The following is a 26400-nucleotide window of genomic DNA, read 5'->3' as shown; positions in this document are numbered from 1 at the left end:
GGTGGCGGCCGTTTGCCGTAGCCGGTAATCATCAACCGCCAAGCATCACACGCGAACCGCCATCCACCCGCCGCGTCAGCGATGCTTCCCGTGATGTCTGCGCCGCCGATGCGCTTCACGCGCCTGCAACAGCGCCGGCATCAATTCCTCGATGTACTGCCGTGCCTGCCCGCGCGTGACGACCTCGCTGAAACGTTGGTGGGCCTTGTCGTGGCCGACCAGCGCCGCATGTGCCTTCTTCAGGATATGCAGGTACGCGATCAGGCTCGTGCCGTCGCGCACAGGCAGCGCATCGCGCGGATCCATCGCCGGAGTCGTGTTCATGATCCGATCCTCGCCGGGCAGTCGGTCCGGCAGGTGGCGGTGACGAGCGGCAGCAGATCGTTCGCAAGGCGATCGCGATCGGTCAGCGGCGACAGGCCGAACAGCCTTCCTAGCGTCGCGACCACCGAGCTGTGATCGTACGGCGTGTGATCGACCTGCCCGGCCGCGACCCACGGCGACACGATGATCGCCGGCACGCGTACGCCGTACACGTCGAACCCGAAGCCGCTCGCGTTCAGCGTTGCGGCCGCCCCGTCGTTCGGCGGCGCCGCCGCACCGGGCCTGACCGAATCGTAGAAGCCGCCGTGCTCGTCGTAGACGATCACGAGCAGGCTGCTGTTCCAGACCGGTGAATTGCGGATCGCGTCGTACACGCGCGCGGCGAGCTGGTCCCCGCCGGGCAAGCCGTCCATCGGATGATGCGAACTGCCGTTCTCATAGGTGCCGTGCACGATGTCGCCGTAGCCCGGTTCGATGAGCGTGTAGCGCGCGGTATAGCCGGCCGCGAGATCGGCTTCGAAGTGCGCGAGATCGTCGACGTCGAAGAAGCTCACGCCCTTCAGCGATGCGACCTGCGGCACGTGGCCGAGCGGGTCGCCCGACTGGTCCTGGTAGATGCGCCAGTTGTCGTCGCCGAGCGCATCGAAGATCGAGCCCTTCGGATAGTGGAAGCCGTCGAACGTATCCCATCCGGCCATTTCTTCCTTGGTCGGCGAATGGTCGAGCCCGGCCGACGACGCGCCATGCAGGAAGAAGCGGTTTGGCCAGGTCGGCCCCGGCATCGACGCGTGCCAGCGGTCGCACAGCACGAACGCGTTCGCGAGCGCATACAGCGACGGCGCGTGCGTGCGGATATCGGCGCCCTGCATGATCAGGCCCGCATTGCCGGCTTGCGGCGGCGTGCCTTCGGAATGCGACGTCGCGTAGTTCGACACGAAGCCCGAATTGTCGACGTTCGGATACGGCTGCCCTTTCACGAACGGCACGCCTGCGCCGCAGAGCTGCTCGAGCACGTCGGTGAATTCATGGCACGGGTCGGTCGGCATCTGGTCCGGCGCGCCGCCGCCGAACGGATAGACGGTGCCGCCGTACGCATTGTTGTCGGCCGGCGACGCGGCCGTGATGCCGGCGATGCCCGACAGCGCGAACAGATGGTCGAACGAGCGGTTCTCGAGCATCAGCACGAACACGTGCTGAATGCGATCCTGAACCGCCGGGGCTGCGGGAGCGGAAGAAGATGCGGGGGCTGCGTCTGCACTCATGGCGCCTCCTGGCGTCGCGCGACGAATGTCCGGCTGGCACGATCGTCGGCCCGCTGAAAGCAACTGAACCGCTCGAAAGCCTGGCGCGCGGGCCGCGAATTGCCGACGAGTGTACGACCGCGCCGGCTCGCGCGTAAAGACGCATGAGATGCATCACCCACGCAGCACGCCAACCGTTGACTTTCGCCGGACGGCCCGATACGATCAATCCACTTTCAAGACGCCCTCCCGGTCCGCCGGGAGGGCGTTTCGTTTTGGTTCCGCCAACCAAAAGGAAACCCCTTGAAATGAACCTGATCACGCCCGTCGTCTCCCGCCCCGGCCTCGGCTACCTGCAACACGGCACCGGCCCCGAATGCGTGATGGTCCTGCACGACTGGCTCGGCGACCATACGAACTACGCGGCGCTGCTGCCCTATCTGGACGACACGGCCTTCACGTACGTGTTCGCCGACCTGCGCGGCTACGGACGATCGCTCCATCTGAGCGGCGCGTACACCGTCGACGAGATCACGGCCGACTGCCTTGCGCTCGCCGACCAGCTCGGCTGGCCACGCTTTCACATCGTCGGCCATTCGATGACGGGCATGGCGACGCAACGCATCGCCGCCGACGCGCCATCACGCATCAAGAGCGCGATCGCCGTGTGCCCGGTGTCGGCGGCCGGCAATCGCCTGAGTGACGACGCGCGTGCGTTCTTCGCGAGCACGACCGTCGACGACGACGCATTGCGCCGGCTCGTGCGGTTCGTCACGGGTGGCTTGTCGGCGCGCTGGGCCGAGCTGAAGCTGCGACAGAATCGCGAACGCGTGGCGCCCGCCTGCCGGCTTGCGTATCTCGACATGCTGACCGGGACGAATTTCGTCGACGACATCCGCGGCCTCGACACACGCTATCTGGTGATCGTCGGCGACAAGGATCCGGGGCTCGACGAAGCGGCGATGCACGCGACGTTTCTCGCCTGGCACCCGAACGCACGGCTGCTGAACATTCCGAATTGCGGGCACTACCCGATGCAGGAATGTCCGCCGTATTTCGCGACGATCGTGGAAGATTTCCTGCGGGACGCGGCCGCTTGAGCGTTGCACACGCATCGCGACCGAAGAAGATGACCTTGGCCGCCGCGGCGTAACGACGCCGCCGGCGACCGACGAACGGTGCGAATCGCGCCGTCCATCCGGTGTGTCCGGCCGCATGACGGGGCCGGACGAGTGGCGATCGGAGTCGCGTTGCGCGCCCGATCGTTACTGCTTAGCGACGCGGTTGCCCGGTGCGCGGCGGACGCGGCGAGTTCGCGTCCTTGTGACGGAAGTTGATGCGGCCCTTCGTCAGGTCGTACACCGACAGTTCCAGCGTCACACGGTCACCCGCGAGAATGCGGATGTGGTTCTTGCGCATGCGGCCCGACGCATACGCGCCGACCACGACGCCGTTTTCCAGCGTGACACGGTATTTGCTGTCCGGCAGCACTTCGTCGACGATTCCGTCCAGTTCCAGCAGTTCTTCTTTTGCCAAACCAATTCCTCCAGACAAGGTGAATGACCGCGGCCGCGGCGAACTCACCGGCGCCGTGTCCCGCAACGGGGTCGGCGGCCGGCAGGATGCCGGGTATCAATTCGTTCAGACGGGCGACAGGCCTGTCTTGCAATCGGAGCCCGGCGCGTTGCGGCGTTCGGGCGGTCAGTGGCGGCGGCGCGATGAGCACCGCGCATAGATCGGGACCGCGCCGCGTACGACATGGCGACGGTCTACTCGGGTTGCAGCATGGGCCGCTGGCGATGCGGAGTGCGCGTCGCGAGGGCGTTGAATCGCATGTCGTACGGACCTGCGATGGATGAGAGAAGCACACGACCGATGCATCGTGAGTACCGCGATGCATCGGTCGTGTGCGTCGGAACGCGCAGGACACTGGCCAGGGCCGGTGCCCGCGCGACATCCGTCCGGCAGCGGCCGCCGATTGGCGACCGATGCCGACGCGGCTTACTGCGGCGTGATGTTCGACGCTTGCAGACCCTTCGGGCCACGCTTCACTTCGTAGCTGACCTTCTGGCCTTCGGCCAGGGTCTTGAAACCCGTGCCACGGATTTCAGAGAAATGGGCGAACAGATCGTCGCCGCCGTTGTCCGGGGAGATGAAACCAAAGCCTTTGGTTTCGTTGAACCACTTGACGGTACCGGTATCCACAAATACTTCCTTAATACGAATGAATGAACTTGCGCCCATGACGGGCACAGAAAGAATCAAAGAGGGAGAGACCAACGACTGCCGCACAACACCGTGCGGCCAATGATGAGCAATCGAGCTTCTTGAAGACTTCGGTCTAGGACACTACGCGGTCCCGACCGACTCGTCAAGCCCTTTCGGTGCGGCGTTCCCGAACGGTATCGCGCCGCGCCTTGCCTGGCGGGCGTTAGCGGCAATCCGGGGGGGGGGCGCAACGTTGCGCCCCCCTTTTTGCCCCGCCGCCGTTATTGCGGCTCGAACACGTGATGCAGCGGCGGCGGCGTCTCGCCGTCGCGAATCGTCATCTCGAACGCCTTGCGCGCGACGCTCGACGATCGCACGTCGGCCGCGTCGAGATAGAACTGCGAATACCAGTCGCGCATCTGGTACAACGGCCCGTCGCCTTCGCACAGCAGCGGGTTGTCGATGCGCGTCTTGCTGTGCCAGATGTCGACGTCCTCGTAGAACGCGCGCTGCGCCTCCTTCACGTACGCGTTCGCGATCTCCATGTTCTGCGCGTCGTCGAGCCCGGCGACCTTCTTCACGATCACGCCGTAGCGCAGCTCGAAGCTGTTCATGTCGATCGGCACGTGGCAGTTCAGCAGCACCGAATGGATCGGCTGCCCGTTGCTCTGCCCGGTCATCTGCGTGATGTGCACGGCCGGCCCGAAATACGTCGACAGCGCGGTCAGGCTGTCGCCGCCGAGCTTCTCGCTGCGGCCGACCATCAGCTGCGTCGCCTTGTGATCCTCGAACAGGTTCGCGAAATAGTCGATCGGCGCATGGTGCACGGTCGCGAAGTGAGCAACATCCGAGATGTTGTCGACCAGTTCGCGGCAGTTGGCCTGAATCACCATCTTGTCGACGACCCAATCCGACCATTCGTCCGAGAAGCACACGTCCAGGCGCGGAATCGCGACTTCCGGCGGCGGCGCATTGCCTTCGGGGTCGTTCCACACGAACAGCAGGTTGTTCTCCTCGCAGGTCGGCCATGCGCCGATGCGCGCCTTCGGCGGGATCCGCTTGCAGTACGGGATCGACGCGCACTGCCCTTCGCCGCTCCATGCCCAGCCGTGGAACGGGCAAACCAGGTTGTCGCCCTGCACCGTGCCAAGGCTCAGGTCGGCACCCATGTGCGGGCAGTACGCGTCGACGACGTTGACCTTGCCGGTCGAATCCGCGAACGCGGCGAGCTTGCGGCCGAAGACGTTCAGCGTATGCGGCTTGCCGTCCTTGTAGTCGCGGGCGAGGCCGAGGCAGTGCCAGCCGCGCGCATAGCGCTGCGCGAGCGGCTGGGCTTCGATCTTGTAAGGGCGTGCGGACATTTCGGTTGACTCCTTTGGGGGGGACGCGCGGCGGCCCGCCGCGCACCGGGGTAACGAGGATGGCGTCGCTCAGCGCGCCGGATTGCCGGATTCGAGCGCGCGCGTCGGCTTGAGCGCGGACGTCGGCGCGGCCTGCTGCGGCGTCGACTGAGGCTGAGGCTGCGGCTGTGACACCACGCGGCGCTCGGCCCGCTCGACGCCGAGCCATGCGGCAAGTGCCGGCAGCAGGAACACCGCGCCGAACAGGTTCACGAGGAACATGAACGCGAGCAGCACGCCCATGTCGACCTGGAACTTCAGCGCGGAGAACGCCCACGTGCCGACGCCGATGAACATCGTGACGGCCGTGAACAGCGCCGCGGTGCCGCGCTGGCGCATCGCATCGGCGAACGCGTCGGGCAGCGTCGCGCCGTGGCGGATGTCGTGCTGCAGACGCTCGTACAGGTAGATCCCGTAGTCGACGCCGACCCCGACGCCGAGCGTGATCACCGGCAGCGTCGCGACCTTCAGCCCGATGCCGAGCCGCGCCATCACCGCGTTACAGAGAATCGACACCAGCGTGAGCGGCACGATGATGCACAGCACCGCGCGCCACGAGCGGAACGTGAGCGCGCAGAGCAGCGCGATCGCACCGAAGATCGACATCAGCATCGCGATCTCCGCGTCGCCGACCGCCTCGTTGGTCGCGGCCATCACGCCGACGTTGCCGCCGGCGAGCCGGAACGCGACGTTCGGCGTCGGGTTCTCGGCCGCGTAGCGCTTGATCTCGTCGACGATGTGCGCGATGGTCGTGCCTTCGTGGTTCTTCGTGTAGATCAGCACCTGGATCGCCTTGCAGTTCGCGGTGTTCATCCCGTTGTCGGGGTCGAACGCGTTGGCGCCCTGCGTGAGCCCGTCGCTGGAGCGCGGCAGTGCGGCCCAGCGCGGATTGCCTTCGTTGAACGCGGCGATGAACACCTTGCCCTGCGACGCGACGCTCGTCACCGACTGCACGCCGGCCACGCCGCGCATGTTCATCTCGAACTTCTCGATCGCGCTCATCACCGGGTAATGCAGGCACGCATCGTCGAAGCCGGTCGTCTCGACGATCACCGACAGCACGTCGACGCCGATGTTGTACTGGTGCGTGATCGCCGCGTTGTCGACGTTGTAGCGCGAGTTCGCGCGCAGCTCCGGCGCGCCGGTGCCGATGTCGCCGATCGCCAGCTTGCGCGATTCGAGCGTGCCGCAGGCGAGCAGCGCGAGCGCCACCGCGAACACGCCGAGCGCCGGCCCCGGCCGCGCGAACAGCGCGAAACGCGACCACATCGGGCTGCCGCCGGCCGCCGCCGTGCGCTGCGCGCGGGCCAGCGTGCCGCGTTCGAGGCGCGTGTACGACAGCAGGATCGGCAGGAACACCTTGTTGGTGACGATCATCAGCAGCACGCCGAGGCACGCGGTGATGCCGAGCTCGCGCACGATGTCGATCCTGATCCGCATGATCACCATGAAGCCGAGCGCATTGGTCAGCAGCGCGACCGTGCCCGGCACGAACAGCTTGCGGAACGCGTCGCGCGCGGCTTCGACCGACGTGGCGCCGCGCACCAGCGCCTGCTTCCACGCATTGGTCATCTGCACCGCGTGCGACACGCCGATCGAGAAGATCAGGAACGGCACCAGGATCGACATCGGGTCGATGCCGAGCCCGAGCAGCGGCAGCGCGCCGAGCAGCCAGACGACCGGCAGCAGCGCGACGACGAGCGCCAGCACGGTGGTCTTGATCGAGCGCGTATAGGCGAACAGCAGCGCGGCCGTCACGAGGAACGCGAGCGCGAAGAACGCCATCACGCCGGCGATACCCGCCTCCACGTCGCCGACCAGCTTCGCGAAGCCGATGATGTTCACGTCGATGCCCTGCTTCGCGTACTTCGCGCGGATGTCCTCGAGCTGGCGCGCGACCGCGCTGTAGTCGAGCCGCTTGCCGGTGGCGGGATCGGTCTCGCGCAGCTCCGCGCGAATCAGTGCCGACTTCAGGTCGTTGCCGACGAGGCGGCCGATCTGGCCCGAACGCGCGACGTTGCGGCGCACCTTCGCGAGATCGTCCGGGTTCGCGCTCGAGAACTGGCCGGGCACGACCACGTCGCCGCGAAAGCCGGCCTCCGTCACCTCGGTGTAGTGGACGTTCGGCGTGAACAGCGAGAACACGCGCGAGCGGTTCACGCCGGGGATGAAGAACACGTCGTCGGTCGCGTGGCGCAGCGCATCCATGAACCGCTGGTTGTAGATGTCGCCGTCGCCTTTCCAGCGCAGGCTGACGAGGATCGTGTTGGCGCCCGGGAACGCGCCCGCGTAGCGCTCGAACACCTGCATGTACGGGTGCTGCATCGGGATCATCTTGTTGAAGCCCGGATCGAGCTTCAGGCGCGTCGCGGACAGGCCGAGCGCGAGCGTCACCGCGACGCACAGCAGCATCAGCAGCCGGCGCTGCCGGATGATCGTGTCGGCGCAGCGTTCGACGAACGCGGCAAGGCGCGAGGCAGGCGCGGCTTCAGTGGGACGTGACAGGTCGTTCATGGATTTCTCGAATCTGGGCTGACGATGCGGTCGATGCGGACCGGCGAAGTGATGCGAACGGAAACGGGCGACCGCAAGCGCCGCCGCGTCCCGGCATCAGGACGGCGATGCGGCGAGCGGCGCGACGCCGGCCTCGCCGCCGAGCAGCAGCGCGCCGTGGCCCATGTCGAGCACGGCCGCGAGGCTCTGCACGCCGCCGAGCTTGCGCACGTCGAAGGTCAGGCCGCCGTCGCGCGACGCGACGATCGCGCCGCCCTGCCCGACCAGCACGAGTTCGCCGTCGGAAAGCTGGGTCGCGCCGAAGTACGACACCGGGATATGGCTGTCGACGTGCGTCCAGGTCGTGCCGCGATCGGTGCTGCGCAGCACGTTGCCGCGCATCCCGTACGCGACCCAGTCGCCGTTCGCGAGCATCAGCGCGCCGAACAGCGAACCGGCGTACGGCGACGGCAGCTTGTCCCAGGTGGCGCCGTTGTCGGTCGAGCGCAGCAGCGTGCCGCTCTCGCCGGCGATCAGCAGGTTGCCGTGGCCGTCGCCGACGATCGCGTTCAAGTGGCGGTCGCCCGCCGGCGTCTTCACCGTCTGCCACGTGAGCCCGGCATCGTCCGAGCGCAGCAGCTGGCCGAAGCTGCCGGCCACGAACAGCGGGCCGGCGGCGGTGCCCCATACGGACAGCAGCGGATCGGAATGCGCGTGGTCCATGTGGACTTCGCGCCAGTGCAGGCCCGCATCGTCGCTGCGCACGATCCGGCCGTCATGGCCGACCGCGATCCCGAGCGTCGGCGTGATGAAGCTCACCTGCGTGAGCGTCGAGCCCTGGTCGGGCGTGACCGACGCCGGCCGCCACTGGCGGCCCGCATCGTCGCTCAACAGGATCACGCCGCGCTCGCCGACCGCGACGATGCGTGTGCCGGCCCGCGCGAGCCCGTTGATCTGCAGCCGGTCCGCGTGGATCGCGGTGACCGGGAACGCCGGCAGCGGCCGCGGCGAAAACGCGAACACCGCGGCGCCGAGCACCAGCGCCGACATCGCGAGTCCTGGCAAAGTACGTTTCATCGGTTGTCTCCTGTCTCTGCGACCGGCCCGGGTCCGCGCCGACGCGCTCGCCCTGCCGCTGCAAGTCTCCGGGCCGTCGGTCGTTGCCGCGGCCTCGAAGGGTCCCGAATGGATGGCGGCCGAACCGGTTGTTCGATTCGCCGCCGCGACGACTATCGTGATTCGCCGATCTCGAACAGCGCGGCCGCGCCCATCCCGCCGCCGATGCACATCGTCACGACCGCATGCCGCACGCCGCGGCGCGCGCCTTCGAGCAGCGCATGCATCGTCATCCGCGTGCCGGACATGCCGAACGGATGGCCGAGCGCGATCGCGCCGCCGTCGACGTTCAGCCGCGCGTCGGGGATGCCGAGCGTGTCGCGGCAATAGAGCGCCTGGCACGCGAACGCCTCGTTCAGCTCCCACAGCCCGACGTCGCGCACGGTCATCCCGAAACGCTCCAGCAGCTTCGGGATCGCGAACACCGGGCCGATGCCCATCTCGTCCGGCTCGCAGCCGGCCACGGCCAGGCCGCGGAACGTGCCGAGCGGCGTGAGCCCGCGGCGCACCGCCTCGGTACGCGACATCACGACCACGGCCGCCGCACCGTCCGACAGTTGCGACGCGTTGCCGGCCGTCACGAACTCGCCCTGCTCGACGACCTTGCCGCCGCTCCACGACGGCTTGAGCCCCGCGAGCCGTTCGGCCGTCGTATCGGCTCGCACGCCTTCGTCGCGGGCCGCGTGCACGTCTTCGTGGCCGGTCGGGTTGCCTTCCTTGTCGAACAGCGCGCGGCGCACGTCGAGCGGTGCGATTTCCGCGTCGAAGCGGCCGGCCGCCTGTGCGTCGGCCGTGCGCTGGTGGCTCTGCAGCGCGAATTCGTCCTGCGCGGCGCGCGAGATGCCGTAGCGGCGCGACACGATCTCGGCGGTTTCCATCATCGCCATGTACGCTGCGGGCTGGTGATCGAGCACCGCCTGCGAACGTGCGCGGTAGCCGTTCTTGTGCTTGTTCTGCGTGAGCGAGATCGACTCGACGCCGCCCGCGACGACGATCCGCGCGTCGCCCGCGCCGATGCTGCGTGCGGCGCTCGCGATCGACATCAGGCCCGACGAGCACATCCGGTCGATCGCCATGCCGGGCACCGATGCCGGCAGCCCCGCCGCCGCCGCCGACAGGCGGCCGATGTTGTAGCCCTGCGTGCCTTGCTGCGCGGCGCAGCCGATCAGCACGTCGTCGACGTCGGCCGGTGCGACGCCCGCACGCTCGAGCGCGGTGCGCACGACGTGGCCGCCCAGCGCGGGCGCCTCGGTGTCGTTGAACATGCCGCGAAACGCCTTGCCGATCGGCGTGCGTGCGACGGAAACGATGACTGCGTCTTCCATGAGCTGGCTCTCTGAATCTGGATCTAGAAGTAATAGCGGCTGATCGTGTCGGCGACGCAGCCGGGTTTGGCCTCGCCTTCGATCTCGACGGTCACGCGGACCCACGCCTGCACGCCGCCGTCGAGCGGCTCGACGCGCAGCAGCTCGCCGACGCCGCGCACGCGTGCGCCGACCTTCACCGGCGCCGGGAAGCGGATCCTGTCGCAGCCATAGTTCACGCCGAGCCGCGCGCCGTCGATGCGCACGATCTGCGGCAGGAAATAGTTGACGAGCGACAGCGTCAGGTAGCCGTGCGCGATGCATGCGCCGAACGGGCCGTCCTTCGCGCGCACCGGGTCGACGTGCACCCACTGGTGATCGCCCGTCGCGTCGGCGAAGCCGTCGATGCGGATCTGGTCGATCGCGAGCCACGCGCTCGCGCCGAGCGTGTCGCCGACGGCCGCCGCGAGTTCGCCGGGATGCGCGAACACGCGGGGCGTCGCGCGCACGGGGTCGAGGGACGTATCCATCATGCGTGCTGGCTGCTGACCGACAGCACTTCGCCGGTCATGTACGACGCGTAATCGCTTGCTAGGAACACCATCACGTTCGCGACCTCCCAGACTTCGGCGGCGCGCCCGAAGGCTTCGCGCGACGCCAGTTGATTCAGCAGGTCGGCCGGAGCCGACTTCTTCAGAAAATCGTGCATCGCGATGCTCGGCGCGACTGCGTTGATGCGCACCCCGTACGGCGACGCTTCGAGCGCCGCGCAACGCGTGAGCGCCATCACGCCCGCCTTCGCCGCCGCGTAGTGCGCCTGTTCCGCCTGCGCGCGCCAGCCGAGCACCGATGCGTTGTTGACGATCGCGCCGCGGCCACGGGCCTGCATGTGCGGCAGCATCGCGCGCGTCATCCGGAACGTCCCGGTCAGGCTAATGTCGATCACCCGCGACCATTCGGCATCGTCCATTTCGATGATGCGTTTCGCCCCGCCGAGCCCGGCGTTGTTGATCAATACGTCGACGCCGTCGAGCTTGTCCTGCGCGTCGGCGACGAGCGCCTGCACGTCGTCTTCCACCGCGACGTTGCACAGGCGGCCGTAGATCTGCTGCAGCCCCGTTTCGGCCCGCAGCGTCTCCACGGCTTGTTCGAGACGCTTCTCGTGGATGTCGGAGATGAACAGCGCGCGGCAGCCTTCCTCCGCGCAACGGCGCGCGGCCGCGAAGCCGATGCCGGCGCCGGCGGCGGCCGTGATCAGCACCGATTTGCCGGCGAGCAACTGATGGCCCGGCACGTAGGCCGGCGCTTTCTGGATCTGGGGTTCGGTCATGCTTGTCCTCTAGGTGCTGTTCCCGCTAATAACGGGCTTGCGAACGTGCCTTGCCGGCTGCATTGCAAGAAGCAAGGAGCGCCGTTTTGCCGTGCCAAACAAGCGACGCGCGACGCCGCAAAGCGGCCGGCAAGGCACGTTCCCGTGATTAAAAAAATTCCTTTGTGGGGCTGGCCGCCAGAAGGGCCGATCGCCGCGTCATGCTCCTCGCGAATACGTCGAGTACTCGCTTCGCCGCAATCCTTGCGCTCGGCCCTTCTGGCGGCCAGCGCAAGCCCGTTATTAGCTGGAACAGCCCCTTGGTTCTCTGGGCATGCCGAGCCCGCGCTCGGCCATGATGTTCAGCTGGATTTCGTTGGTGCCGGCGTAGATCGTGTCCGCACGGGAGAACAGGAATACGCGCTGCAGATGGGCGAGCTTCTCGTCGACCGGGTCGATCACGTTCGCGCGGGGCCCGAGCGCATCCATCGCAAGCTGGCCGAGGTCGCGGTGCCAGTTCGACCAGAAGTACTTGTAGATCAGCGCCTCGCGGCGCAGCGGTGCGGTGGCGCCGCCGTTCGCGTCGTCCGCGCCCGACAGCATCCGCAGCGCGTTGTAGCGCATCACGCGCAGCCCGGCCCACGCACGGCCGATCCGCTGGCGCAGCACCGGGTCGCGATCGGCGCCGGATTCGCGCGCGGCGTCGATCACCCATTCGAGTTCGCGCACGAACTGCATCTGCTGGCCGAGCGTCGACATGCCGCGCTCGAAGCCGAGCAGCGTCATCGCGATTCGCCAGCCGTCGCCGGGTGCGCCGACGAGGTCACGTGCTTCCGCACGCGCACCGTCGAAGAACACTTCGTTGAATTCGGTGCCGCCGTTGAGCTGCTTGATCGGGCGGATCTCGATGCCCGGCTGGTCAAGCGGCATCAGCAGGAACGACAGCCCCTTGTTGCCCTTCGAAGCAGGATCGGTGCGCGCGAGCACGAAGATCCAGTCGGAGTCGTGTGCGAGCGACGTCCATACCTTCTGGCCGTATACGCGCCACGTGCCGTCCGCGTCCTGTTCGGCGCGCGTGCGCACGTTCGCGAGATCCGAGCCCGCGCCCGGTTCCGAATAGCCCTGGCACCAGAACTGCGTGCCCGCGAGAATCCCCGGCAGGAAGCGCGCCCGCTGGTCGTCGGTGCCGCACGCGACGAGCGTCGGCCCGAGCAGCCCTTCGCCGATATGCCCCATCCGGCCGGGGCCGCCGGCGCGTGCGTATTCCTCGTGGAAGATCACCTGCTCGGCGACCGTGAAGCCGCGGCCGCCCGCATCGGTCGGCCAGCCGAGGCCGGTCCAGCCGCCTTCGGCGAGTTCCCGCTCCCACGCCTTGCGCAGCTCGGGAAAGGCTTCCTCGTCGCCGGGGCCGCCACGATATTTCAGGCACGCGAATTCGCCGGACAGGTGCGATTGCACCCAGTCGGCGACTTCGTGCCGCAATTGCTGTTCGCGCGTTTCGCTGTTCATTGGAGGGCTCCGGTGCGCGCGGCGGACGGATGCGTGGCGATCGCAGCCGACGGCGATGCGAGCACCGCGTCATGCTGCGACGTGCCGCCGTCGATCGCATGGCGTGCGATCCATTCGAGCAGTTGCGGCGTGCTGCCGAACTGCGCGCCCGACGCCTGCGCGCGCTTGAAATAGAGATGCGGGTCGTATTCCCATGTGAAGCCGACGCCGCCGTGCAGCTGGATCGCCTCCTGTGCGCAGAATGCATACGCGTCGTTGGCGGCGGCCTTCGCGGCCGCGACGTCGGCGCGCAGCGCCGCACCGGGCACGCCGCTGCCGGCTTCCGCGTCCCACGCATGCGCCGCGCCGAACACGGCCGAGCGCGCGGATTCGATCAGCACCATCATCTGTGCGCAGCGATGCTTGACCGCCTGGAACGACGCGATCGCGCGGCCGAACTGCACGCGCTGGCCCGTGTAGTCAAGCGTCAAATCGAGGCATTGCTGTGCGCCGCCGAGTTGTTCGGCAGCCAGCGCGAGCGCTGCGAACCATGCGGTGCGTTCGAGCAACTTCGCGGCAGCGGCCCCGCTCGCGAACAGCGCATCGCGGCTCACGCGGGCCTCGTCGAGGACGATGCGCGCGATCGGCCGCGTCGCGTCGAGCGTGTCGAGCGGCGTGACGCTCAGGCCGGCCGCGCTTGCAACGTCGATCGCAAACAGCCCCATCGCCTGCCCTTCATTCGCAATCCGTGCCGGAATCAGCAGCAGGTCGGCGCGCGCGCCGTCGATCACCTGTTCGATCGTGCCGGACAGCGTGTAACCGCCCGCCGCTTCATCCGCGACCACCGGCAACTGCCATGAATCGGTCGGCAACGCGAATGGCAATGCCAGCGTCGCGCTGCATGCGCCTTCGGCAATCTTCGCGAGCCAGCCGGTGACAGCGGCCGTATCGGCGCAGCCGGCCAGCGCGGTCGCGGCCAGGCACGCGGTCGAAAAGTACGGCACGCACGCGACGCGCCGGCCGAGCTGCTCCATCAGCAGCGTCTGTTCGAGCGCGCCGAGCCCCATCCCGCCCGCCGCTTCGGGCAGCGACAGCGCATTCCAGCCGAGCTCGCCGGCCAGTGCGCGCCACAGCGCGTCGTCGCGACCGGCCGATTGCTCGATTGCGCGGCGCACGTCGGCGGACGCGCTGCGTTCCGCGAGCACGTCGGCCGCCGCGTCGCGGATCATCGCCTGTTCGTCGGTGAGCGCCAGATCCATCTGTCAGCTCCCGTACACGCGCTGCGCGGGCCGCGCGTCGGCGAGCAACTGCGTGACCGCCGGGCCGACCTCGGCCGGCGCCCAGCGCGCGCCGCGATCGACGCTCGGGCCGGTGCGCCAGCCTTCGGCGACCGCGATCATCCCGCCCGCCACCTCGAACACCTGGCCCGTCACGTCGGCCGACGCTGCGCTGCCGAGCCACACGACGAGCGGCGCGACGTTGGCCGGATCGAAATAGTCGAAGCCGCCGTCCGAGGGTTTCTTCATCATGTCGGCGAACACGCCTTCGGTCATCGACGTGCGTGCGGCCGGCGCGAGTGCGTTCACGCGCACGCCGTAGCGCTGCAGCTCGACCGCCTGCATCAGCGTGAGCGCGGCGATGCCGGCCTTCGCCGCGCCGTAGTTCGACTGGCCGATCGAGCCTTGCAGCCCGGCGCCGGAACTCGTGTTGACGATGCGCGCGTCGACCGGCTTGCCGGCCTTCGCGGCGTCGCGCCACACGCGCGCCAGCACGTTCGACAGACAAAAGTGACCGCGCAGGTGCACGCGCATCACGTCGTCCCAGTCGGCCTCGTTCATGCTGGTGAACATCTTGTCGCGGCAGATGCCGGCGTTGTTCACGAGCACGTGCACGTCGCCGAATGCTTCGCGTGCGGCATCGACGATCCGCTGCGCGGTGTCGAGCTTCGTGATGTCGTCCGCGCTCGCGAGCGCGCGGCCGCCGCGTTGCGCGATCTCGTCGACGACCGCTTGCGCGGCGTCGTGCCGGATGTCGTTGACGACGACCGCCGCGCCTTCGGCCGCGAACGCCAGCGCGTATTCGCGCCCGAGCCCGCCGCCCGCGCCGGTGATGATGACGGTGCGTCCGTTACAGATTCCCATGCTCATGCCTCGTGGATCGTGAAGGTGACGCGCTCACAGGCGCTCGATGATCGTGACGTTCGCGAGACCGCCGCCTTCGCACATCGTCTGCAGCCCGTAGCGGCCGCCCGTGCGCTCCAGCTCGTGCAGCAGCGTCGTCATCAGCCGCGCGCCGGTCGCGCCGAGCGGATGGCCGAGCGCAATCGCGCCGCCGTTCGGGTTGGTCTTTTCATGCGGGAAGCGCGTGTCGGCGAGCCACGCCTGTGCGACCGACGCAAATGCCTCGTTCAACTCGACGACGTCGATCTGCGACCAGTCGAGCCCGCTCTTCTTCAGCGCGGCCTTGGTGGCCGGGATCGGCGCGGTGAGCATCCACAGCGGATCGTCGCCGAGCACGCTCAGGTGATGGATCCGGGCGCGCGGCGTGAGGCCGTAGCGCTTGAGCGCGTCTTCCGACACGATCAGGAGCGCGGCGGCCGCATCGCAGGTCTGGCTCGCGACGGCGGCCGTCAGCGAGCCGCCCGGTGCGAGCGGCTCCAGCGTGGCCATCCTTTCCAGCGACGTGTCGGGGCGCGGCGTCTCGTCGTGGAACACGCCTTCGAGCGGCACGATTTCCCGCTTGAAATGGCCGGCCTCGATCGCCGCGATCGCGCGGCGGTGGCTCTCCAGCGCATAGCGCTCCATCGCGTCGCGCGACAGGTTCCAGTGATCGGCGATACGCTGCGCGGCGACGAACTGCGACACCGACGCATCGCCGAAGCGCGCGCGCCAGCCGACGCTGCCCGAGAACGGGTCGGTGAAGCCGAGCGGCGCCGCGCAGGTCATCGCCGACGAGATCGGGATCTGCGTCATCGTCTGCACGCCGCCCGCGACGACGACGTCCTGCACGCCGCTCATCACGGCCTGCGCGGCGAAGTGCACCGCCTGCTGCGACGAGCCGCACTGGCGGTCGACCGTCACGCCCGGCACCTGCAGCGGCAGCCCCGCGGCAAGCCAGCAGGTGCGCGCGATGTTGCCCGCGAGCGGGCCGATCGTGTCGACGCAGCCGAACACCACGTCGTCGTAGTCATCGGCCGGGATCGCGTTGCGTTCGACGAGCGTCTTCAGCACGAAGCCGCCGAGGTCCGCCGCATGCACGTGCGCGAGCCCGCCCTTGCGGCGGCCGGTCGGCGTGCGCAGCGCGTCGACGATATAGGCTTGTTTCATCAGTTGGTTTCCTCGAAATCGAAGGTCTGCGCGGGGCCGATCGGCAATGCGTCGCCGAGGATCGCGTCGGTCACGCGGGCCTTGTGGAATGCGGTGTCGCCCCAGCTGCCGGACAGCGCCCAGATCCGCTTCATGAAGATCTGCAGATCGAGCTCCCACGTGTAGCCGATCGCGCCGTGCACCTGCATCGTGTGACGCGCGGCCAGTTGCGCGGCCGAGGTCGCCGCGAGCTTCGCGTGCGACACCAGCACGGCACGCTGCGGGTGATCGTCGGCGATCGCCTGCGCGGCGCGTGCTACCACCGGACGCGCGAACTCGTAGCGGATCGCGACGTCGGCGAGCAGGTGCTTGAGCGCCTGGTACGAGCCGATCGCCTTGCCGAACTGCTTGCGCTGCGCGCTGTAGTCGATCGCGACGTCGAGCACGCGCTGCGTGAGGCCGAGCAGCTGCGCGGCCACCGCGAACGCGCCGTGGTCGAGCGCGCGATCGAGCAGCGGCGCGGCTTCATCGGCACCCGCGATGCGGGTGCTTGCCGACGGTTCCCAGTCGAGCGTGAACAGGCGCCGCGACGGGTCGACGCTGTCGACCGCACGCCATGCGCACTGCGCGGGATCGACCCGGTGCAGCTCGCCGCGGTGCTCGCACAGCAGCGCTTGCGCGACGTGCACGTCGGCCGCATACGGGTTCACCGGATGCACGAGCGCGACGCGCGCGCGCCCTTCGGCGATGTCGCGCAGCAGCGCGTCGCGCCAGTCGCTCGCGGGCAACCGCGCGAGCACGCCGGCCGACACGAGCGCCGTATCGAGCAGCGGCTCGGGGCTGCCGAAGTAGCCGTAGGTCTGCGCGAGCAGCGCCCATTCGACTTCGGTCAGGCCGAGGCCGCCGTGCGCTTCGGGCACCGACACGGCGGTCAGCCCCTGCGACGCGAACAGCGACCACAGCGCGTCGGAGCGGCCTGTCGGCGTGGCCCACAGCTCGCGGATCAGCTCCGGGGTCATCTCGGTCATCAGCAGGCGCTTCACGCTGTCCGCGAGCGCTTCCTGGTCTTCATCGAATACGAAATCCATACGATGTCCGTTCAGTGAGTGTCGCCGGCGCGCTTACGCGCGCGGCATGCCGAGCATCCGTTCGGCGACGATGTTGCGCTGGATCTCGTTGGTGCCCGCGTAGATCGGGCCAGCCTGCGCGAACAGGAAACCGTCGAGCCAGTGGCCGAGCGTGGCGTGCTGCGCGGCCGTCTGCGGGACGACCTCGCCGTGCGCGCCGAGGATGTCGAGCGCGGTCTGGTGCATCCGCAAATCGAGCTCCGACCAGAACACCTTGTTGGTGCTCGACTCCGCGCCGATATGGCCGCCCTTGAGCAGCCGGCTCGCGGTCGCGTAGGTCGACAGCGCGTACGCCTGTGCGTCCATCCATGCGGACACCACGCGTTCGCGCAGCGTCGGGTCGCGATCCGCGCTGTCGCGGTGCGCGAGATACAGGTCGCGCAGCGCCTGCGCGGTGCGCTGGAAGCGCGCGGGCGAACGCAGCATCAGCCCGCGCTCGAAGCCGGCCGTCGCCATCGCGACCTGCCAGCCCGCGCCTTCGGCCGCGAGGCGGTTCTCGACCGGCACGCGCACGTCGTCGAAGAAGATTTCCGCGAAACCCGTCTGCCCGTTCAACTGGCGGATCGGCCGCACCGTGATGCCCGGCGTCGACAGCGGCACCATCAGGAACGTGAGCCCGTGGTGACGCGACGATTCGGGATCGCTGCGGAACAGCCCGAACAGCCAGTCGGCCCATACCGCGCGGGTCGACCAGATCTTCTGGCCGTTGAGCACGTATTCGTCGCCGATGCGGATCGCGGTGGTGCGGATCGCGGCCATGTCCGAGCCCGCGTTCGGCTCTGACCAGCCCTGCGCCCACACATGCTCGCCCGCCGCCATCGCGGGCAGGAAGCGCGCCTTCTGCGCATCGGTGCCGAAATCCATCAGCGTCGGCCCGAGCAGGAAGATGCCGTTCTGGTTCACGCGCATCGGCGCGTCCGCGCGCCAGTACTCTTCCTCGAAGATCAGCCACTCGATCAGGTCGCAGCCGCGCCCGCCCAGCTCGCGCGGCCACGTGACCATGCTCCAGCGGCCCGAGTGCAGCGTGCGCTCCCATTCGCGGTGCGCGGCGAAGCCTTCCTCGGTGTCGAAGCTCGGCAGCCGCTCGCGCGGCACGTGCGCGGCGAGCCATTCGCGGATTTCCGCGCGGAACGCCTGTTGTTGCGGCGTATAGGCGAGTTTCATGCGCGTGCCTCCTCGGCCTGCGCGTCGAACTGCGCGTCGCGCTTCTCGACGAACGCGGCACGCGCTTCCGTCGAGTCGTTCGTCATGTACGCCTGCAGCGTGAAGCCCTGCTCCCAGCGGTACTTGTCCTCGAGATCGCCGTCCTCGACGCCGTTGAGCGCCTCCTTCGCGAGCCGCACCATCGCCGGGCTTTTCGCCGCGATCTTGCGGGCGATCGCGAGCGCCGCGTCGCGCAGCGCATCGCGCGCGACGACCTGCTCGACCGCGCCGAGCCGGTACGCTTCGGCCGCGTCGATCATCTCGCCGGTGAAGTACATCGCGCGCACCTTCTGTACGCCGAACAGCCGCTGCAGGTGTGCGCCGCCGCCCATCGCGCCGCGATCGATCTCGGGCACGCCGAAGCGTGCGCAATCGGCCGCGACCACGATGTCCGCCGCGCCGCAGATGCCGATCCCGCCGCCGAGCACGAATCCGTGCACGGCCGCGATCACCGGCTTCGGGTTGCGGTGCACCGCGCGGAACGTCTCGTAGTTGCCGGCGTTGACCGACACGATCCGCTCCGGATGCGCGGCCAGTTCCTTGATGTCCACGCCCGCGCAGAAACCGCGGCCTTCTCCGCGCACGACGATCACGCGCACGTCGTCATCGGCGCCGAGCGCGTCGAGCACACGCGCGAGTGCATGCCAGCCCTGCGCGTCGAGCGCGTTCACGGGCGGTTGGGCGATCACCAGTTCGGCGATGCCGTCGGCGCGCTCGATCCGGAACGGCATCGCGCCGCCCGGTTGATTGGATGCAGTCATATCCAAAGCCTCCCTGTGATGTTTTTTACGCAGCCTGCGCCGCTGCCGTGCCGCGCAATGCGGCCAGCGCATCGAGCCGCTCGCCGGCTTCCGCGACGATCCGCGCGATCAGCGCGTCGCACGATTCGATCGCACCGATCATCGCGGCCGCCTGGCCGCTCGGCAGCACGCCTTCGTCCGGACGCCCCTCGACGATCGCGCGCTGGATCAGGAACGGCGCGTTCGCGGCCATCAGCGTCTGGCTCGCCGTGTAGTCGTGCGAGCGCAGCGCCTTGATCGCGAGGCCGAGCATGTCCGTCGTGCTCAGCCCGTTCTGGCGGCGCCACGCTTCGGCCGTCTTCAGCGCGAACCACGTGCGACGCAGCGGGCCGAAGCGCTCGAGCTTCAGCAGATACGGGTTGTCGATCATCCGTTGCGGCAGCCCGTCGAGCGCGTCCGACACGCGGATGCGTGCCGGGTCGCCGACCGCGACGTACTGCTCGAGCGTCGCGCGCGGCACCGGCGACTCGGCGCTCATCAGGAACCGCGTACCCATCGCGATGCCGGCCGCGCCGTAGGCCAGCGCAGCAGCCAGCCCGCGCCCGTCGAAGAAGCCGCCCGCCGCGACCACCGGCACCTGCACCGCGTCGAGTACCTTCGGCAGCAGCAGCGTGGTCGGCACCGAGCCCGTATGGCCGCCGCCTTCCGCGCCCTGCACCGTCACGATGTCCGCGCCGAGCTCGACCGCCTTCGCCGCGTGCTTCGGCGCGCCGACGGTCGGCATGCAGACGATGCCCGCGTCCTTGAAGCGGCGGATCGTCTTCGCGTCCGGCCCGCGGCCGTAGCTGACCGCGCGCAGCCGGTGCTTGATCGCGAGATCGACCACCTGCGCGGCGTTCTTCTGGAACATGTGGAAATTGATGCCGAACGGCTGGTCCGTCAGCGACTTCACCTTCAGGATCTCGGCCTCGACCTGCTCGGGTTCGAGCGTCGCGCCCGCGAGGAAGCCGAAGCCGCCCGCGTTCGCGGTCGCCGCGACGAGCCGCGCGTCGGCCACCCAGCCCATCGCGGTCTGCACGATCGGGTAGCGGCAGCCGAGCAGGTCGCACAGCGGCGTATGCAGCGGACCGTGAAGCGTCGTGCTCATGCTGCGGCTCCGTTGACGGCGGCCGGCGCGGCTTCGCCCTGATCCTCGTCACCCGTCTTGCGCTGCGAGCTGGCCATCTTGCGGGCGTCATATCCGCCGAGGCGGTCGCCGCTCACCAGTTCGTTGTGCGCATGCGCGAAGTGATGCCAGGCGAACGCCGCATCCATCGCCGCGCGCTTGCCCTGCAGCTCCTCGACGTGGTTCAGCGCCTGCTTGGTCAGCGTGAGGCCGAGGCGCGGCATCGTCGCGATCTTCGCGGCGATCGCGTAGGTCGCGTCGCGCAGCCGTTCGCGCGGCACCACACGGTTGACCATCCCCATCTGGTACGCGCGCTCGGCCGGCATCCGTTCGCCGAGGAACAGGAATTCCTTCGCGATGCGCGGGTTCAGCTCGTACGCATGCGCGAAATACTCGACGCCCGGAATCCCCATCCGCACGACCGGATCCGCGAAGAACGCATCCTCCGACGCGACGATCAGGTCGCACACCCACGCGAGCATCAACCCGCCCGCGATGCACGCGCCATGCACCATCGCGATGGTCGGCTTCGGCAGATCGCGCCAGCGCCGGCACATCCCGAGATAGACCTCCTGCTCGCGTGCATAGAGGAATTCGCCGCCTTCCTTGTCGACGTGGTCGTACCACAGCGACGCGCGGTCGAACGACTCGTGGATATCGCGGCCCGGCGTGCCGATGTCGTGGCCCGCCGAGAAATGCTTGCCGGCGCCCGCGAGCACGATCGCCTTCACCGCGTCGTCGTGCGCCGCGCGCCGGAACGCCGCGTCGAGCGCATACGTCATCTTCGAGTTCTGCGCGTTGTGATACTCGGGACGGTTCATCGTGATCGTCGCGATGCCGTCCTCGACCGCGTAGTCGACGACACCGTCGCCGAACGTCATCTGGGTCGCTTCCATATCGGACCTCATCCGCGGCGCGGCGCCGGATTGTTGCGCACGATCGTCGCGCGCAGGTTGTGAGGGTCGAGCGAGCGCACGATGCGCAGGTCTTCCGCACTCGGCGCGGCCGTCGTGCCGAGTTCCGGATGCGCGAGCAGCGGGAAGCCGGTCGCGTCCTGCACCTCGTCGAAGCTCACGCCCGGATGCAGCGAGCGCACGCGGATCGCGTGGTCCGGCCCGCCGAAATCCATCACGCACAGGTCGGTGACGATGCTGCGCAGGTCGACGAAGGTCTTCATCCCCGGCAGCCGGCGCGCCGGGTTGTAGCCCACCGTGCACACCATGTCGACTTCGCCCGCGACGAACGTGCGCTTGCCATGACCGCTGACGAAGAACGAGTTCGCGTGGTTCGTCGAGTTGCCGGGAAAGCCGCGTGCACCGAGCAATTGCGTCTTCGGGCGGGCGTAGTCGTCGCCGAGCCACGAGATGTTCGCCTGGCCGAAGCGGTCGATCTGCGTCGGCATCACCAGCGCATGGCGGCGGCCGTGCCACAGGCAGTCGAACACACGCTCGTAGGTCATCCAGCCGCTCGCCTTCACGCGATAGCCGTCAGGGCGGGACCCAAGCGGGATCGGCTCCTCCACGAGATACGCTTCGCCGTCGGTCAGCATCAGCCCGTTGTTGTACGCGAGCCGCGCGAGGCCGGCCGCGAGCCGCGGGCCCGTGCCGATGCCGGTCGCCAGCACTTCGCCGTCGTCGCGCCAGAGTCGCGCGGACGCGACGATCATCAGTTCCGCGAGGGAATGGTCGAGAGATTCGCTCACAGGCGCTCCTTTACAGAATCGGCAACGGCAGCGTCGTCACGTGCGACAGCCCGCCGACGCCTTCGAGGTACTGACGTTCGTCCTGGCCGACCACGTCGCGCAGGTACGCCGCCGTCTTCGCATCGTCTTCCGCGCTGGCGCAGTACGCGCGCAGGTGCGGCAGGTCCCAGCCGTAAGCCGGCCCGCACGAGGTCGGATGGGCGCCGCCCGGCGCATGCACCACACCCGTGACGAGCGAGCGCTCGAACGGGTTGCGGCGCGCGGCGTCGAGGTCGTCGCTCGCGAGCGACGCGTCGACCGTTTCCGCGGACACGTAGCAGCGCTTCGCCGCGCGTGCCATCCACGCGTCGAAGAACGGATCAGGGCCGTCGATGCGCGTGTTGCCCATCCGGTCGGCCGCGTTCGCGTGCAGCAGCGCGACGTCGAGTTCGATCGCCGGCATCGCGAGCAGCGTCTCGCCGTCGTCATACGGCGATTGCACCGTGCGCAACTGCGGCGCGTGATCGAGCAGCGCGGTGCCGAGCCCGGCGCGCGTCGGCAGGAACGGCAGGCGTGCGGCGGCCGCGCGCAGGCCGAGCTGCAGCATCCCTTCGTCGAGTTCCAGCACGTCGACGCGGCCCTGTTCGCGAGCCCGGCGGAAATGCGGTTCGAGCGGGATCACGTCGAGCGACACGAAGCCGAACACCGCCTTGCGCACCTTGGCCGCAGCGCACAGCAGACCGATGTCGGCGCCGCCGTACGCGACGATCGTCAGGTCCTTCAGGTTCGAGCGTGCGATCTCGCGCACCAATGCCATCGGCTTGCGCCGCGGCCCCCATCCGCCGATGCCGATCGTCATGCCGTCGGCGAGTTGCGCGACCACGTCGCGCGCGGACATCGTCTTGTCGAGAGGTTTCATCGTCATCGTGCTGGCTTACCGGTATCCGATGCTGAAGTCGTGGCCCCACTGGCTCACCTGGGTGGCCTCGAACACGGCGTGCTTCGACCAGTCGACCGTGAGGCCGCCGAAGCCGTATTCGAGATCGAAGCCGCCGGGGGTCTTCATGTAGAACGAGATCATCTGGTCGTTGCAGTGCCGGCCGAGCGTCGCCGACAGCTTCACGTCGTGTGCGGCGACCCGGTCGAGCGCGCGACCGACTTCGTCCATCGAGTCGACTTCGGTCATCACATGCACGCAGCCCGACGGCACGGCCATCTCGAACAGCGCGAGGCTGTGATGGCGCGCGTTGCGGCAGTGCATGAAGTGGATGCGCTTTTCGGGTTCGGCGGGATCGGGCGTGAACTTCACGCGGTAGATGTCGGACAGCTCGAAGCCCAGCACGCCGCGCACGAAGGCGTCGGTCGCGTCGAACTGCGGCGCGGGCAGCACGGCGTGGCCGAGCCCCATGTCGCCGGTGACGAAACGCGCGACGCCCAGCGGCGACACGAAGCGTCGGAAGTCGCAGCGCGCGCCCCAGTACAGCTCGTGCCGGTTGCCCGACGGGTCGGTACACCACGCCATCGCCTGCACGCGGCGCAGCGCGGCTTCGTCGCGCGTGGCGCGCACCGCTTCGACGCCCGCCTGCTGCAACGCAGCCAGCGCGGCGTCGAACGCGGCGCCGTCGGGCAATTCCCAGCCCGACGCAAAATAGCGGTCGGTCGCGCCGGGGACGATCAAGTAGCGAAAATCGCGCTCGTCCATCTTCAGGTACAGCGCGCCGTCGGGCGCGTCGAGCGCCTGCATGCCCAGCACGTCTTCAGCGTAGCGGCGCCACGCATCGACGCGGGTCGCCTCGACGACGACGTAGCCGAGTGCACGGACATCGATCATGTCGGCCTCCTCCAGGTTCAGAATCCGTTGTTCGTGTAAGGATTCTGGCCGCTCGGGGATGGCGTCACATCGTCTGTTGGGACGAGAGGCGGAGGGGAATCGGCGCGGCGCCGGCGCGCGCAAAAACCCGGCAGAACGGGCTATGCGCGACGAGGAAGGCGGAAAACGGCGGGAGCTTGCCGCGCTGCGGCAACCCGGATCAGTCGAACGGGTTCAGCAGCCGGACGCCGGTGCGGGAGAAATCGTCGACATTGCGCGTGACGACCGTGAGATCGTTGATCAGCGCGGTGGCCGCGATCAGTTTGTCGAGTTCGTGGGTCGGGTCGGGCACGCGCAGATGGCCCCACATCTGACTGGTCTCGATATCGACCGGCAGGATGCTCGACGCATAGCCGGACAGGATCATCGCCATCCAGGCCTCGAGCGCCGACGCCTGCTGGTGATCGCCGCGGTGACGAATCAGATCGACGCCGCGCCGAAGTTCCGCCACCGTGACGACCGACAGGTAAAGCGGGCTCGCGTCGGCCTCGGCCTGCCTGAAGAATGCGCGCACGCCGCGGTTGGTTCGCTTGCCCTTTCTGATCTCGCTGATGACGTTCGTATCAATCAAAAACACGCCTGACCTCGCCGGAATCCTGAACACGTTGGAAATCCGCGTCTTCGCCGACGTCCGGCATGCTCATCAGCACCTGCGCGAATGTCCGTCGCTTCGGCCGGCCGAGCGCATCGGCCAGAATGGCCCGATGTTCGGCCTCGGCGCTTCTGCCGTTGGCCGCAGCCTGCTCGCGCAGGCTCTGAACGATACTGTCATCCACGTTACGCACCAGAAGATTTGCCATGGGTCCCTCCATCCAGATTGCTATCAATGATAGCGTGCTGACGGTGAATTGCAAGCATTGCTATCATCGTCGCGACCGGAAGGAAGACGGTGGTCGGCGTTGGCCGGCGGCAGCGGGCGGCATGAATCTACCCGCCCTCCGCCACCGGCCCGACGCGTCGAACTGCTGTGACACAAGGTAAGCGGGATCGACGCGGTAAAAAAGACAGCCGAATGGCTATTCACTGGCAGGTGGCAGGCGGCAGAGACACACGCGCAACGCCCGACGCGGAGAGCCGCCCCGGTTCGGCTCATCGAGGCCCGCCCGCTACCGGCTCCAGGAAATCAACGGCTTGCCGCGGCACGCATCGCGCCGGCGGGCATCGAATCCGCCGTCCGCCGCACGATCACCGCCAGCACCGCGACCAGAATCACGGATGAAACCGGCCACATCGTGCCGGTGATCACCGCGATGAACGCCTGTGCCGGCGCGATCCACGCGAGTGCGATGACGGCGATGTCGAGCCGGTCCGGCCGGATGTTCCGGCAGTCGAGCAGCAGGAAGATGACCGGCAACACCAGCCACAACAGGTCGTAGTACATGTAGTACGGCTGCACGAGCAACGTCGCCGCGGCGAGCGCCGCCGCGCGCAGTTCGAAGCGCGCGCCGCGAATCCAGACGTACGCGAAGGCTGCAACCGCCATCACGGCAACGCTCGCGTGCACGCCATATGCAAGCGGAAGCGGCGCCCCCGCAGCCCGCACCATCGCGAACAGCGACGGCATGCCACGCCAGAACGTCTCGCCATATTCGACCACGCCGCGATTGAAGGTCGGCAGGAACGAGATGAACGCGCGCCACGCATCCGCCCCGAATGCCGCCACGGAAGCGGCGACGAACGCGACGCTGAACATGCCCGCCGACACCAGTGCTTTCCAGTGCCGGCCGCAGATCAGCGCGAGCGGGAACAGCACGCCGTATTGCGGCTTCATCATCAGCAACGCAATGCACGCGCCTGCCGCGATCGGCCGCGAACGGAGCAGCAGCAGCGCCGCGCCGGCCGCCGCGACGGTCAGGAACGCGTTCTGCATCGTGAGGACAGCACCGATCAGGCCCGGGAACGCGGCGATAGCCAACTGCCGCTGCGCGTCGAGCGGACGCGCCAGCCTCACGACGACGGCCGCGTAGCAGGCGATCGACAGCACGCCGAACGCCACGATCGCGCGCGCGAACGATACAAGACCGAACGGGATCACGACGAGCAGGAAGGTCGGCGGATACGGCCACGGTGCGAACTCGCCGGACGGCCGCAGCGCTGCCTCGATCGGCTGAATCCATTGCGGCGAGAAGATCGCCGTCGGGCCGTGTTCGAGCGCGACGCGCGCTGCGGCCCAGAAAACCGCGAAGTCCGATCCGACCATCGGAGCGGATCGGTCGTGCAGCCGGTAATAGCGGAAGACCCACACGACGACGGCAATGATCTGCAGCGCCAGCGCCGCGGTCGCATACGTGCCGACGCGTCGCGCGTCGACTGCACGATCGCCCGATCCATGCGTCGTCTCCATCCGCCACCCCGTGGTCTTGTTCCGGTGAAGTATAGGTGACGCTTTTCTCGCTGAAACATCATGTTGCACATCGGTTCGCAGC

Annotated in this window: 26 protein-coding genes; 1 reads left to right on the top strand and 25 read right to left on the bottom strand. The window is 68.3% G+C overall.

The features are described from left to right. Positions 1-75 precede the first annotated feature (75 nt). On the bottom strand, positions 76-324 hold the full coding sequence (locus tag BX604_RS18025; RefSeq protein ID WP_098551980.1) for a hypothetical protein: 249 nt from the start codon (positions 322-324) through the stop codon (positions 76-78). Continuing rightward, positions 321-1586, bottom strand: a complete 1266-nt coding sequence (locus BX604_RS18020) for an alkaline phosphatase family protein (protein ID WP_098551979.1) — start codon at positions 1584-1586, stop codon at positions 321-323. Before BX604_RS18020 ends, BX604_RS18025 begins: the two co-directional genes overlap by 4 nt. Before the next feature lie 287 nt (positions 1587-1873). Here BX604_RS18020 and BX604_RS18015 point away from each other — a divergent pair, with 287 nt between their 5' ends. Next, positions 1874-2665, top strand: a complete 792-nt coding sequence (locus BX604_RS18015; RefSeq protein ID WP_098551978.1) for an alpha/beta fold hydrolase — start codon at positions 1874-1876, stop codon at positions 2663-2665. 172 nt (positions 2666-2837) lie between these two features. Here the strand turns inward: BX604_RS18015 and infA are convergent, their stop codons facing one another. From infA to BX604_RS17900, 23 genes are all read right to left on the bottom strand, one after another. After that, positions 2838-3101 (bottom strand): translation initiation factor IF-1, encoded by a 264-nt coding sequence (gene infA / locus BX604_RS18010; RefSeq protein WP_011355053.1) that lies wholly within the window; start codon positions 3099-3101, stop codon positions 2838-2840. Positions 3102-3566: 465 nt separating this feature from the next. Continuing rightward, positions 3567-3770, bottom strand: a complete 204-nt coding sequence (locus BX604_RS18005; protein ID WP_006751843.1) for a cold-shock protein — start codon at positions 3768-3770, stop codon at positions 3567-3569. 284 nt (positions 3771-4054) lie between these two features. Further along, positions 4055-5134, bottom strand: coding sequence for a Rieske 2Fe-2S domain-containing protein (locus BX604_RS18000; RefSeq protein WP_098551977.1), 1080 nt, complete (start codon positions 5132-5134; stop codon positions 4055-4057). Between the two features lie 69 nt (positions 5135-5203). Further along, positions 5204-7687: an efflux RND transporter permease subunit gene (locus tag BX604_RS17995; protein ID WP_098551976.1), complete on the bottom strand. Its 2484-nt coding sequence runs from the start codon at positions 7685-7687 to the stop codon at positions 5204-5206. Between the two features lie 96 nt (positions 7688-7783). Beyond that, positions 7784-8743: a WD40/YVTN/BNR-like repeat-containing protein gene (locus tag BX604_RS17990; RefSeq protein WP_098551975.1), complete on the bottom strand. Its 960-nt coding sequence runs from the start codon at positions 8741-8743 to the stop codon at positions 7784-7786. A gap of 152 nt (positions 8744-8895) precedes the next feature. Then, a complete protein-coding gene (locus BX604_RS17985) occupies positions 8896-10107 on the bottom strand; it encodes an acetyl-CoA C-acyltransferase (RefSeq protein WP_098551974.1) in 1212 nt (403 codons plus the stop codon). A 23-nt stretch (positions 10108-10130) separates the two neighbouring features. Next, entirely contained in the window at positions 10131-10616 is a 486-nt protein-coding gene (locus BX604_RS17980; protein WP_098551973.1) for a MaoC family dehydratase, read from the bottom strand. Continuing rightward, the gene (locus BX604_RS17975) at positions 10616-11416 is read right to left on the bottom strand and encodes an SDR family oxidoreductase (RefSeq protein WP_098551972.1); all 801 of its coding nucleotides are present in this window, start codon (positions 11414-11416) and stop codon (positions 10616-10618) included. Before BX604_RS17975 ends, BX604_RS17980 begins: the two co-directional genes overlap by 1 nt. A gap of 282 nt (positions 11417-11698) precedes the next feature. Continuing rightward, positions 11699-12904, bottom strand: a complete 1206-nt coding sequence (locus BX604_RS17970) for an acyl-CoA dehydrogenase family protein (RefSeq protein WP_098551971.1) — start codon at positions 12902-12904, stop codon at positions 11699-11701. Further along, entirely contained in the window at positions 12901-14142 is a 1242-nt protein-coding gene (locus BX604_RS17965) for an acyl-CoA dehydrogenase family protein (RefSeq protein WP_098551970.1), read from the bottom strand. Before BX604_RS17965 ends, BX604_RS17970 begins: the two co-directional genes overlap by 4 nt. 3 nt (positions 14143-14145) lie before the next feature. Beyond that, complete coding sequence (locus tag BX604_RS17960) at positions 14146-15024, bottom strand: SDR family oxidoreductase (RefSeq protein WP_098552949.1); 879 nt, start codon at positions 15022-15024, stop codon at positions 14146-14148. A 33-nt stretch (positions 15025-15057) separates the two neighbouring features. Next, entirely contained in the window at positions 15058-16209 is a 1152-nt protein-coding gene (locus BX604_RS17955) for an acetyl-CoA C-acetyltransferase (RefSeq protein WP_098551969.1), read from the bottom strand. Continuing rightward, positions 16209-17276, bottom strand: a complete 1068-nt coding sequence (locus tag BX604_RS17950; RefSeq protein WP_098551968.1) for an acyl-CoA dehydrogenase family protein — start codon at positions 17274-17276, stop codon at positions 16209-16211. Before BX604_RS17950 ends, BX604_RS17955 begins: the two co-directional genes overlap by 1 nt. A 33-nt stretch (positions 17277-17309) precedes the next feature. After that, positions 17310-18479: an acyl-CoA dehydrogenase family protein gene (locus BX604_RS17945; RefSeq protein WP_098551967.1), complete on the bottom strand. Its 1170-nt coding sequence runs from the start codon at positions 18477-18479 to the stop codon at positions 17310-17312. Continuing rightward, positions 18476-19279, bottom strand: a complete 804-nt coding sequence (locus BX604_RS17940; protein WP_098551966.1) for an enoyl-CoA hydratase family protein — start codon at positions 19277-19279, stop codon at positions 18476-18478. The genes BX604_RS17945 and BX604_RS17940 overlap by 4 nt, the downstream gene beginning before the upstream one ends. Positions 19280-19304: 25 nt before the next feature. Further along, positions 19305-20405, bottom strand: a complete 1101-nt coding sequence (locus tag BX604_RS17935; protein ID WP_098551965.1) for an NAD(P)H-dependent flavin oxidoreductase — start codon at positions 20403-20405, stop codon at positions 19305-19307. Beyond that, on the bottom strand, positions 20402-21319 hold the full coding sequence (locus BX604_RS17930; protein WP_098551964.1) for an enoyl-CoA hydratase: 918 nt from the start codon (positions 21317-21319) through the stop codon (positions 20402-20404). Before BX604_RS17930 ends, BX604_RS17935 begins: the two co-directional genes overlap by 4 nt. 8 nt (positions 21320-21327) lie before the next feature. Beyond that, on the bottom strand, positions 21328-22125 hold the full coding sequence (locus BX604_RS17925; protein ID WP_098551963.1) for a CoA-transferase subunit beta: 798 nt from the start codon (positions 22123-22125) through the stop codon (positions 21328-21330). A 10-nt stretch (positions 22126-22135) separates the two neighbouring features. After that, complete coding sequence (locus BX604_RS17920) at positions 22136-23029, bottom strand: CoA transferase subunit A (protein ID WP_098551962.1); 894 nt, start codon at positions 23027-23029, stop codon at positions 22136-22138. 9 nt (positions 23030-23038) lie between these two features. Next, entirely contained in the window at positions 23039-23935 is an 897-nt protein-coding gene (locus tag BX604_RS17915) for a VOC family protein (protein WP_098551961.1), read from the bottom strand. A 199-nt stretch (positions 23936-24134) separates the two neighbouring features. Continuing rightward, positions 24135-24551, bottom strand: a complete 417-nt coding sequence (locus BX604_RS17910) for a type II toxin-antitoxin system VapC family toxin (protein ID WP_257146353.1) — start codon at positions 24549-24551, stop codon at positions 24135-24137. Beyond that, positions 24538-24774 carry a FitA-like ribbon-helix-helix domain-containing protein gene (locus BX604_RS17905; protein ID WP_014899176.1) on the bottom strand — a complete coding sequence of 79 codons (237 nt, stop codon included), beginning with the start codon at positions 24772-24774 and terminating at the stop codon, positions 24538-24540. The genes BX604_RS17910 and BX604_RS17905 overlap by 14 nt, the downstream gene beginning before the upstream one ends. Before the next feature lie 323 nt (positions 24775-25097). Continuing rightward, entirely contained in the window at positions 25098-26387 is a 1290-nt protein-coding gene (locus BX604_RS17900; RefSeq protein WP_257146352.1) for a glycosyltransferase family 87 protein, read from the bottom strand. Positions 26388-26400: the final 13 nt, after the last annotated feature.

It is taken from the genome of Burkholderia sp. JKS000303, from assembly GCF_002563755.1.
GTDB lineage: Bacteria > Pseudomonadota > Gammaproteobacteria > Burkholderiales > Burkholderiaceae > Burkholderia > Burkholderia anthina_B.
Note: the sequence above shows the minus strand (reverse complement) of the source record. Positions and strands in the feature narration are given on the sequence as shown.

What these genes read in the sequence shown, in the direction of transcription:
- BX604_RS17930 (WP_098551964.1), bottom strand. Translation starts at nt 21,319, where the DNA reads ATGGAAGCGACCCAGATGACGTTCGGCGACGGTGTCGTCGACTACGCG.
- BX604_RS18000 (WP_098551977.1), bottom strand. Translation starts at nt 5,134, where the DNA reads ATGTCCGCACGCCCTTACAAGATCGAAGCCCAGCCGCTCGCGCAGCGC.
- BX604_RS17950 (WP_098551968.1), bottom strand. Translation starts at nt 17,276, where the DNA reads ATGGATTTCGTATTCGATGAAGACCAGGAAGCGCTCGCGGACAGCGTG.
- BX604_RS17985 (WP_098551974.1), bottom strand. Translation starts at nt 10,107, where the DNA reads ATGGAAGACGCAGTCATCGTTTCCGTCGCACGCACGCCGATCGGCAAG.
- BX604_RS18025 (WP_098551980.1), bottom strand. Translation starts at nt 324, where the DNA reads ATGAACACGACTCCGGCGATGGATCCGCGCGATGCGCTGCCTGTGCGC.
- BX604_RS17945 (WP_098551967.1), bottom strand. Translation starts at nt 18,479, where the DNA reads ATGAAACTCGCCTATACGCCGCAACAACAGGCGTTCCGCGCGGAAATC.
- BX604_RS17965 (WP_098551970.1), bottom strand. Translation starts at nt 14,142, where the DNA reads ATGGATCTGGCGCTCACCGACGAACAGGCGATGATCCGCGACGCGGCG.
- BX604_RS18015 (WP_098551978.1), top strand. Translation starts at nt 1,874, where the DNA reads ATGAACCTGATCACGCCCGTCGTCTCCCGCCCCGGCCTCGGCTACCTG.
- BX604_RS17995 (WP_098551976.1), bottom strand. Translation starts at nt 7,687, where the DNA reads ATGAACGACCTGTCACGTCCCACTGAAGCCGCGCCTGCCTCGCGCCTT.
- BX604_RS17955 (WP_098551969.1), bottom strand. Translation starts at nt 16,209, where the DNA reads ATGAAACAAGCCTATATCGTCGACGCGCTGCGCACGCCGACCGGCCGC.
- BX604_RS17970 (WP_098551971.1), bottom strand. Translation starts at nt 12,904, where the DNA reads ATGAACAGCGAAACGCGCGAACAGCAATTGCGGCACGAAGTCGCCGAC.
- BX604_RS17990 (WP_098551975.1), bottom strand. Translation starts at nt 8,743, where the DNA reads ATGAAACGTACTTTGCCAGGACTCGCGATGTCGGCGCTGGTGCTCGGC.
- BX604_RS17975 (WP_098551972.1), bottom strand. Translation starts at nt 11,416, where the DNA reads ATGACCGAACCCCAGATCCAGAAAGCGCCGGCCTACGTGCCGGGCCAT.
- BX604_RS17940 (WP_098551966.1), bottom strand. Translation starts at nt 19,279, where the DNA reads ATGACTGCATCCAATCAACCGGGCGGCGCGATGCCGTTCCGGATCGAG.
- BX604_RS17935 (WP_098551965.1), bottom strand. Translation starts at nt 20,405, where the DNA reads ATGAGCACGACGCTTCACGGTCCGCTGCATACGCCGCTGTGCGACCTG.
- BX604_RS17960 (WP_098552949.1), bottom strand. Translation starts at nt 15,024, where the DNA reads ATGGGAATCTGTAACGGACGCACCGTCATCATCACCGGCGCGGGCGGC.
- BX604_RS18020 (WP_098551979.1), bottom strand. Translation starts at nt 1,586, where the DNA reads ATGAGTGCAGACGCAGCCCCCGCATCTTCTTCCGCTCCCGCAGCCCCG.
- BX604_RS17920 (WP_098551962.1), bottom strand. Translation starts at nt 23,029, where the DNA reads ATGACGATGAAACCTCTCGACAAGACGATGTCCGCGCGCGACGTGGTC.
- BX604_RS17905 (WP_014899176.1), bottom strand. Translation starts at nt 24,774, where the DNA reads ATGGCAAATCTTCTGGTGCGTAACGTGGATGACAGTATCGTTCAGAGC.
- BX604_RS17915 (WP_098551961.1), bottom strand. Translation starts at nt 23,935, where the DNA reads ATGATCGATGTCCGTGCACTCGGCTACGTCGTCGTCGAGGCGACCCGC.
- BX604_RS17980 (WP_098551973.1), bottom strand. Translation starts at nt 10,616, where the DNA reads ATGGATACGTCCCTCGACCCCGTGCGCGCGACGCCCCGCGTGTTCGCG.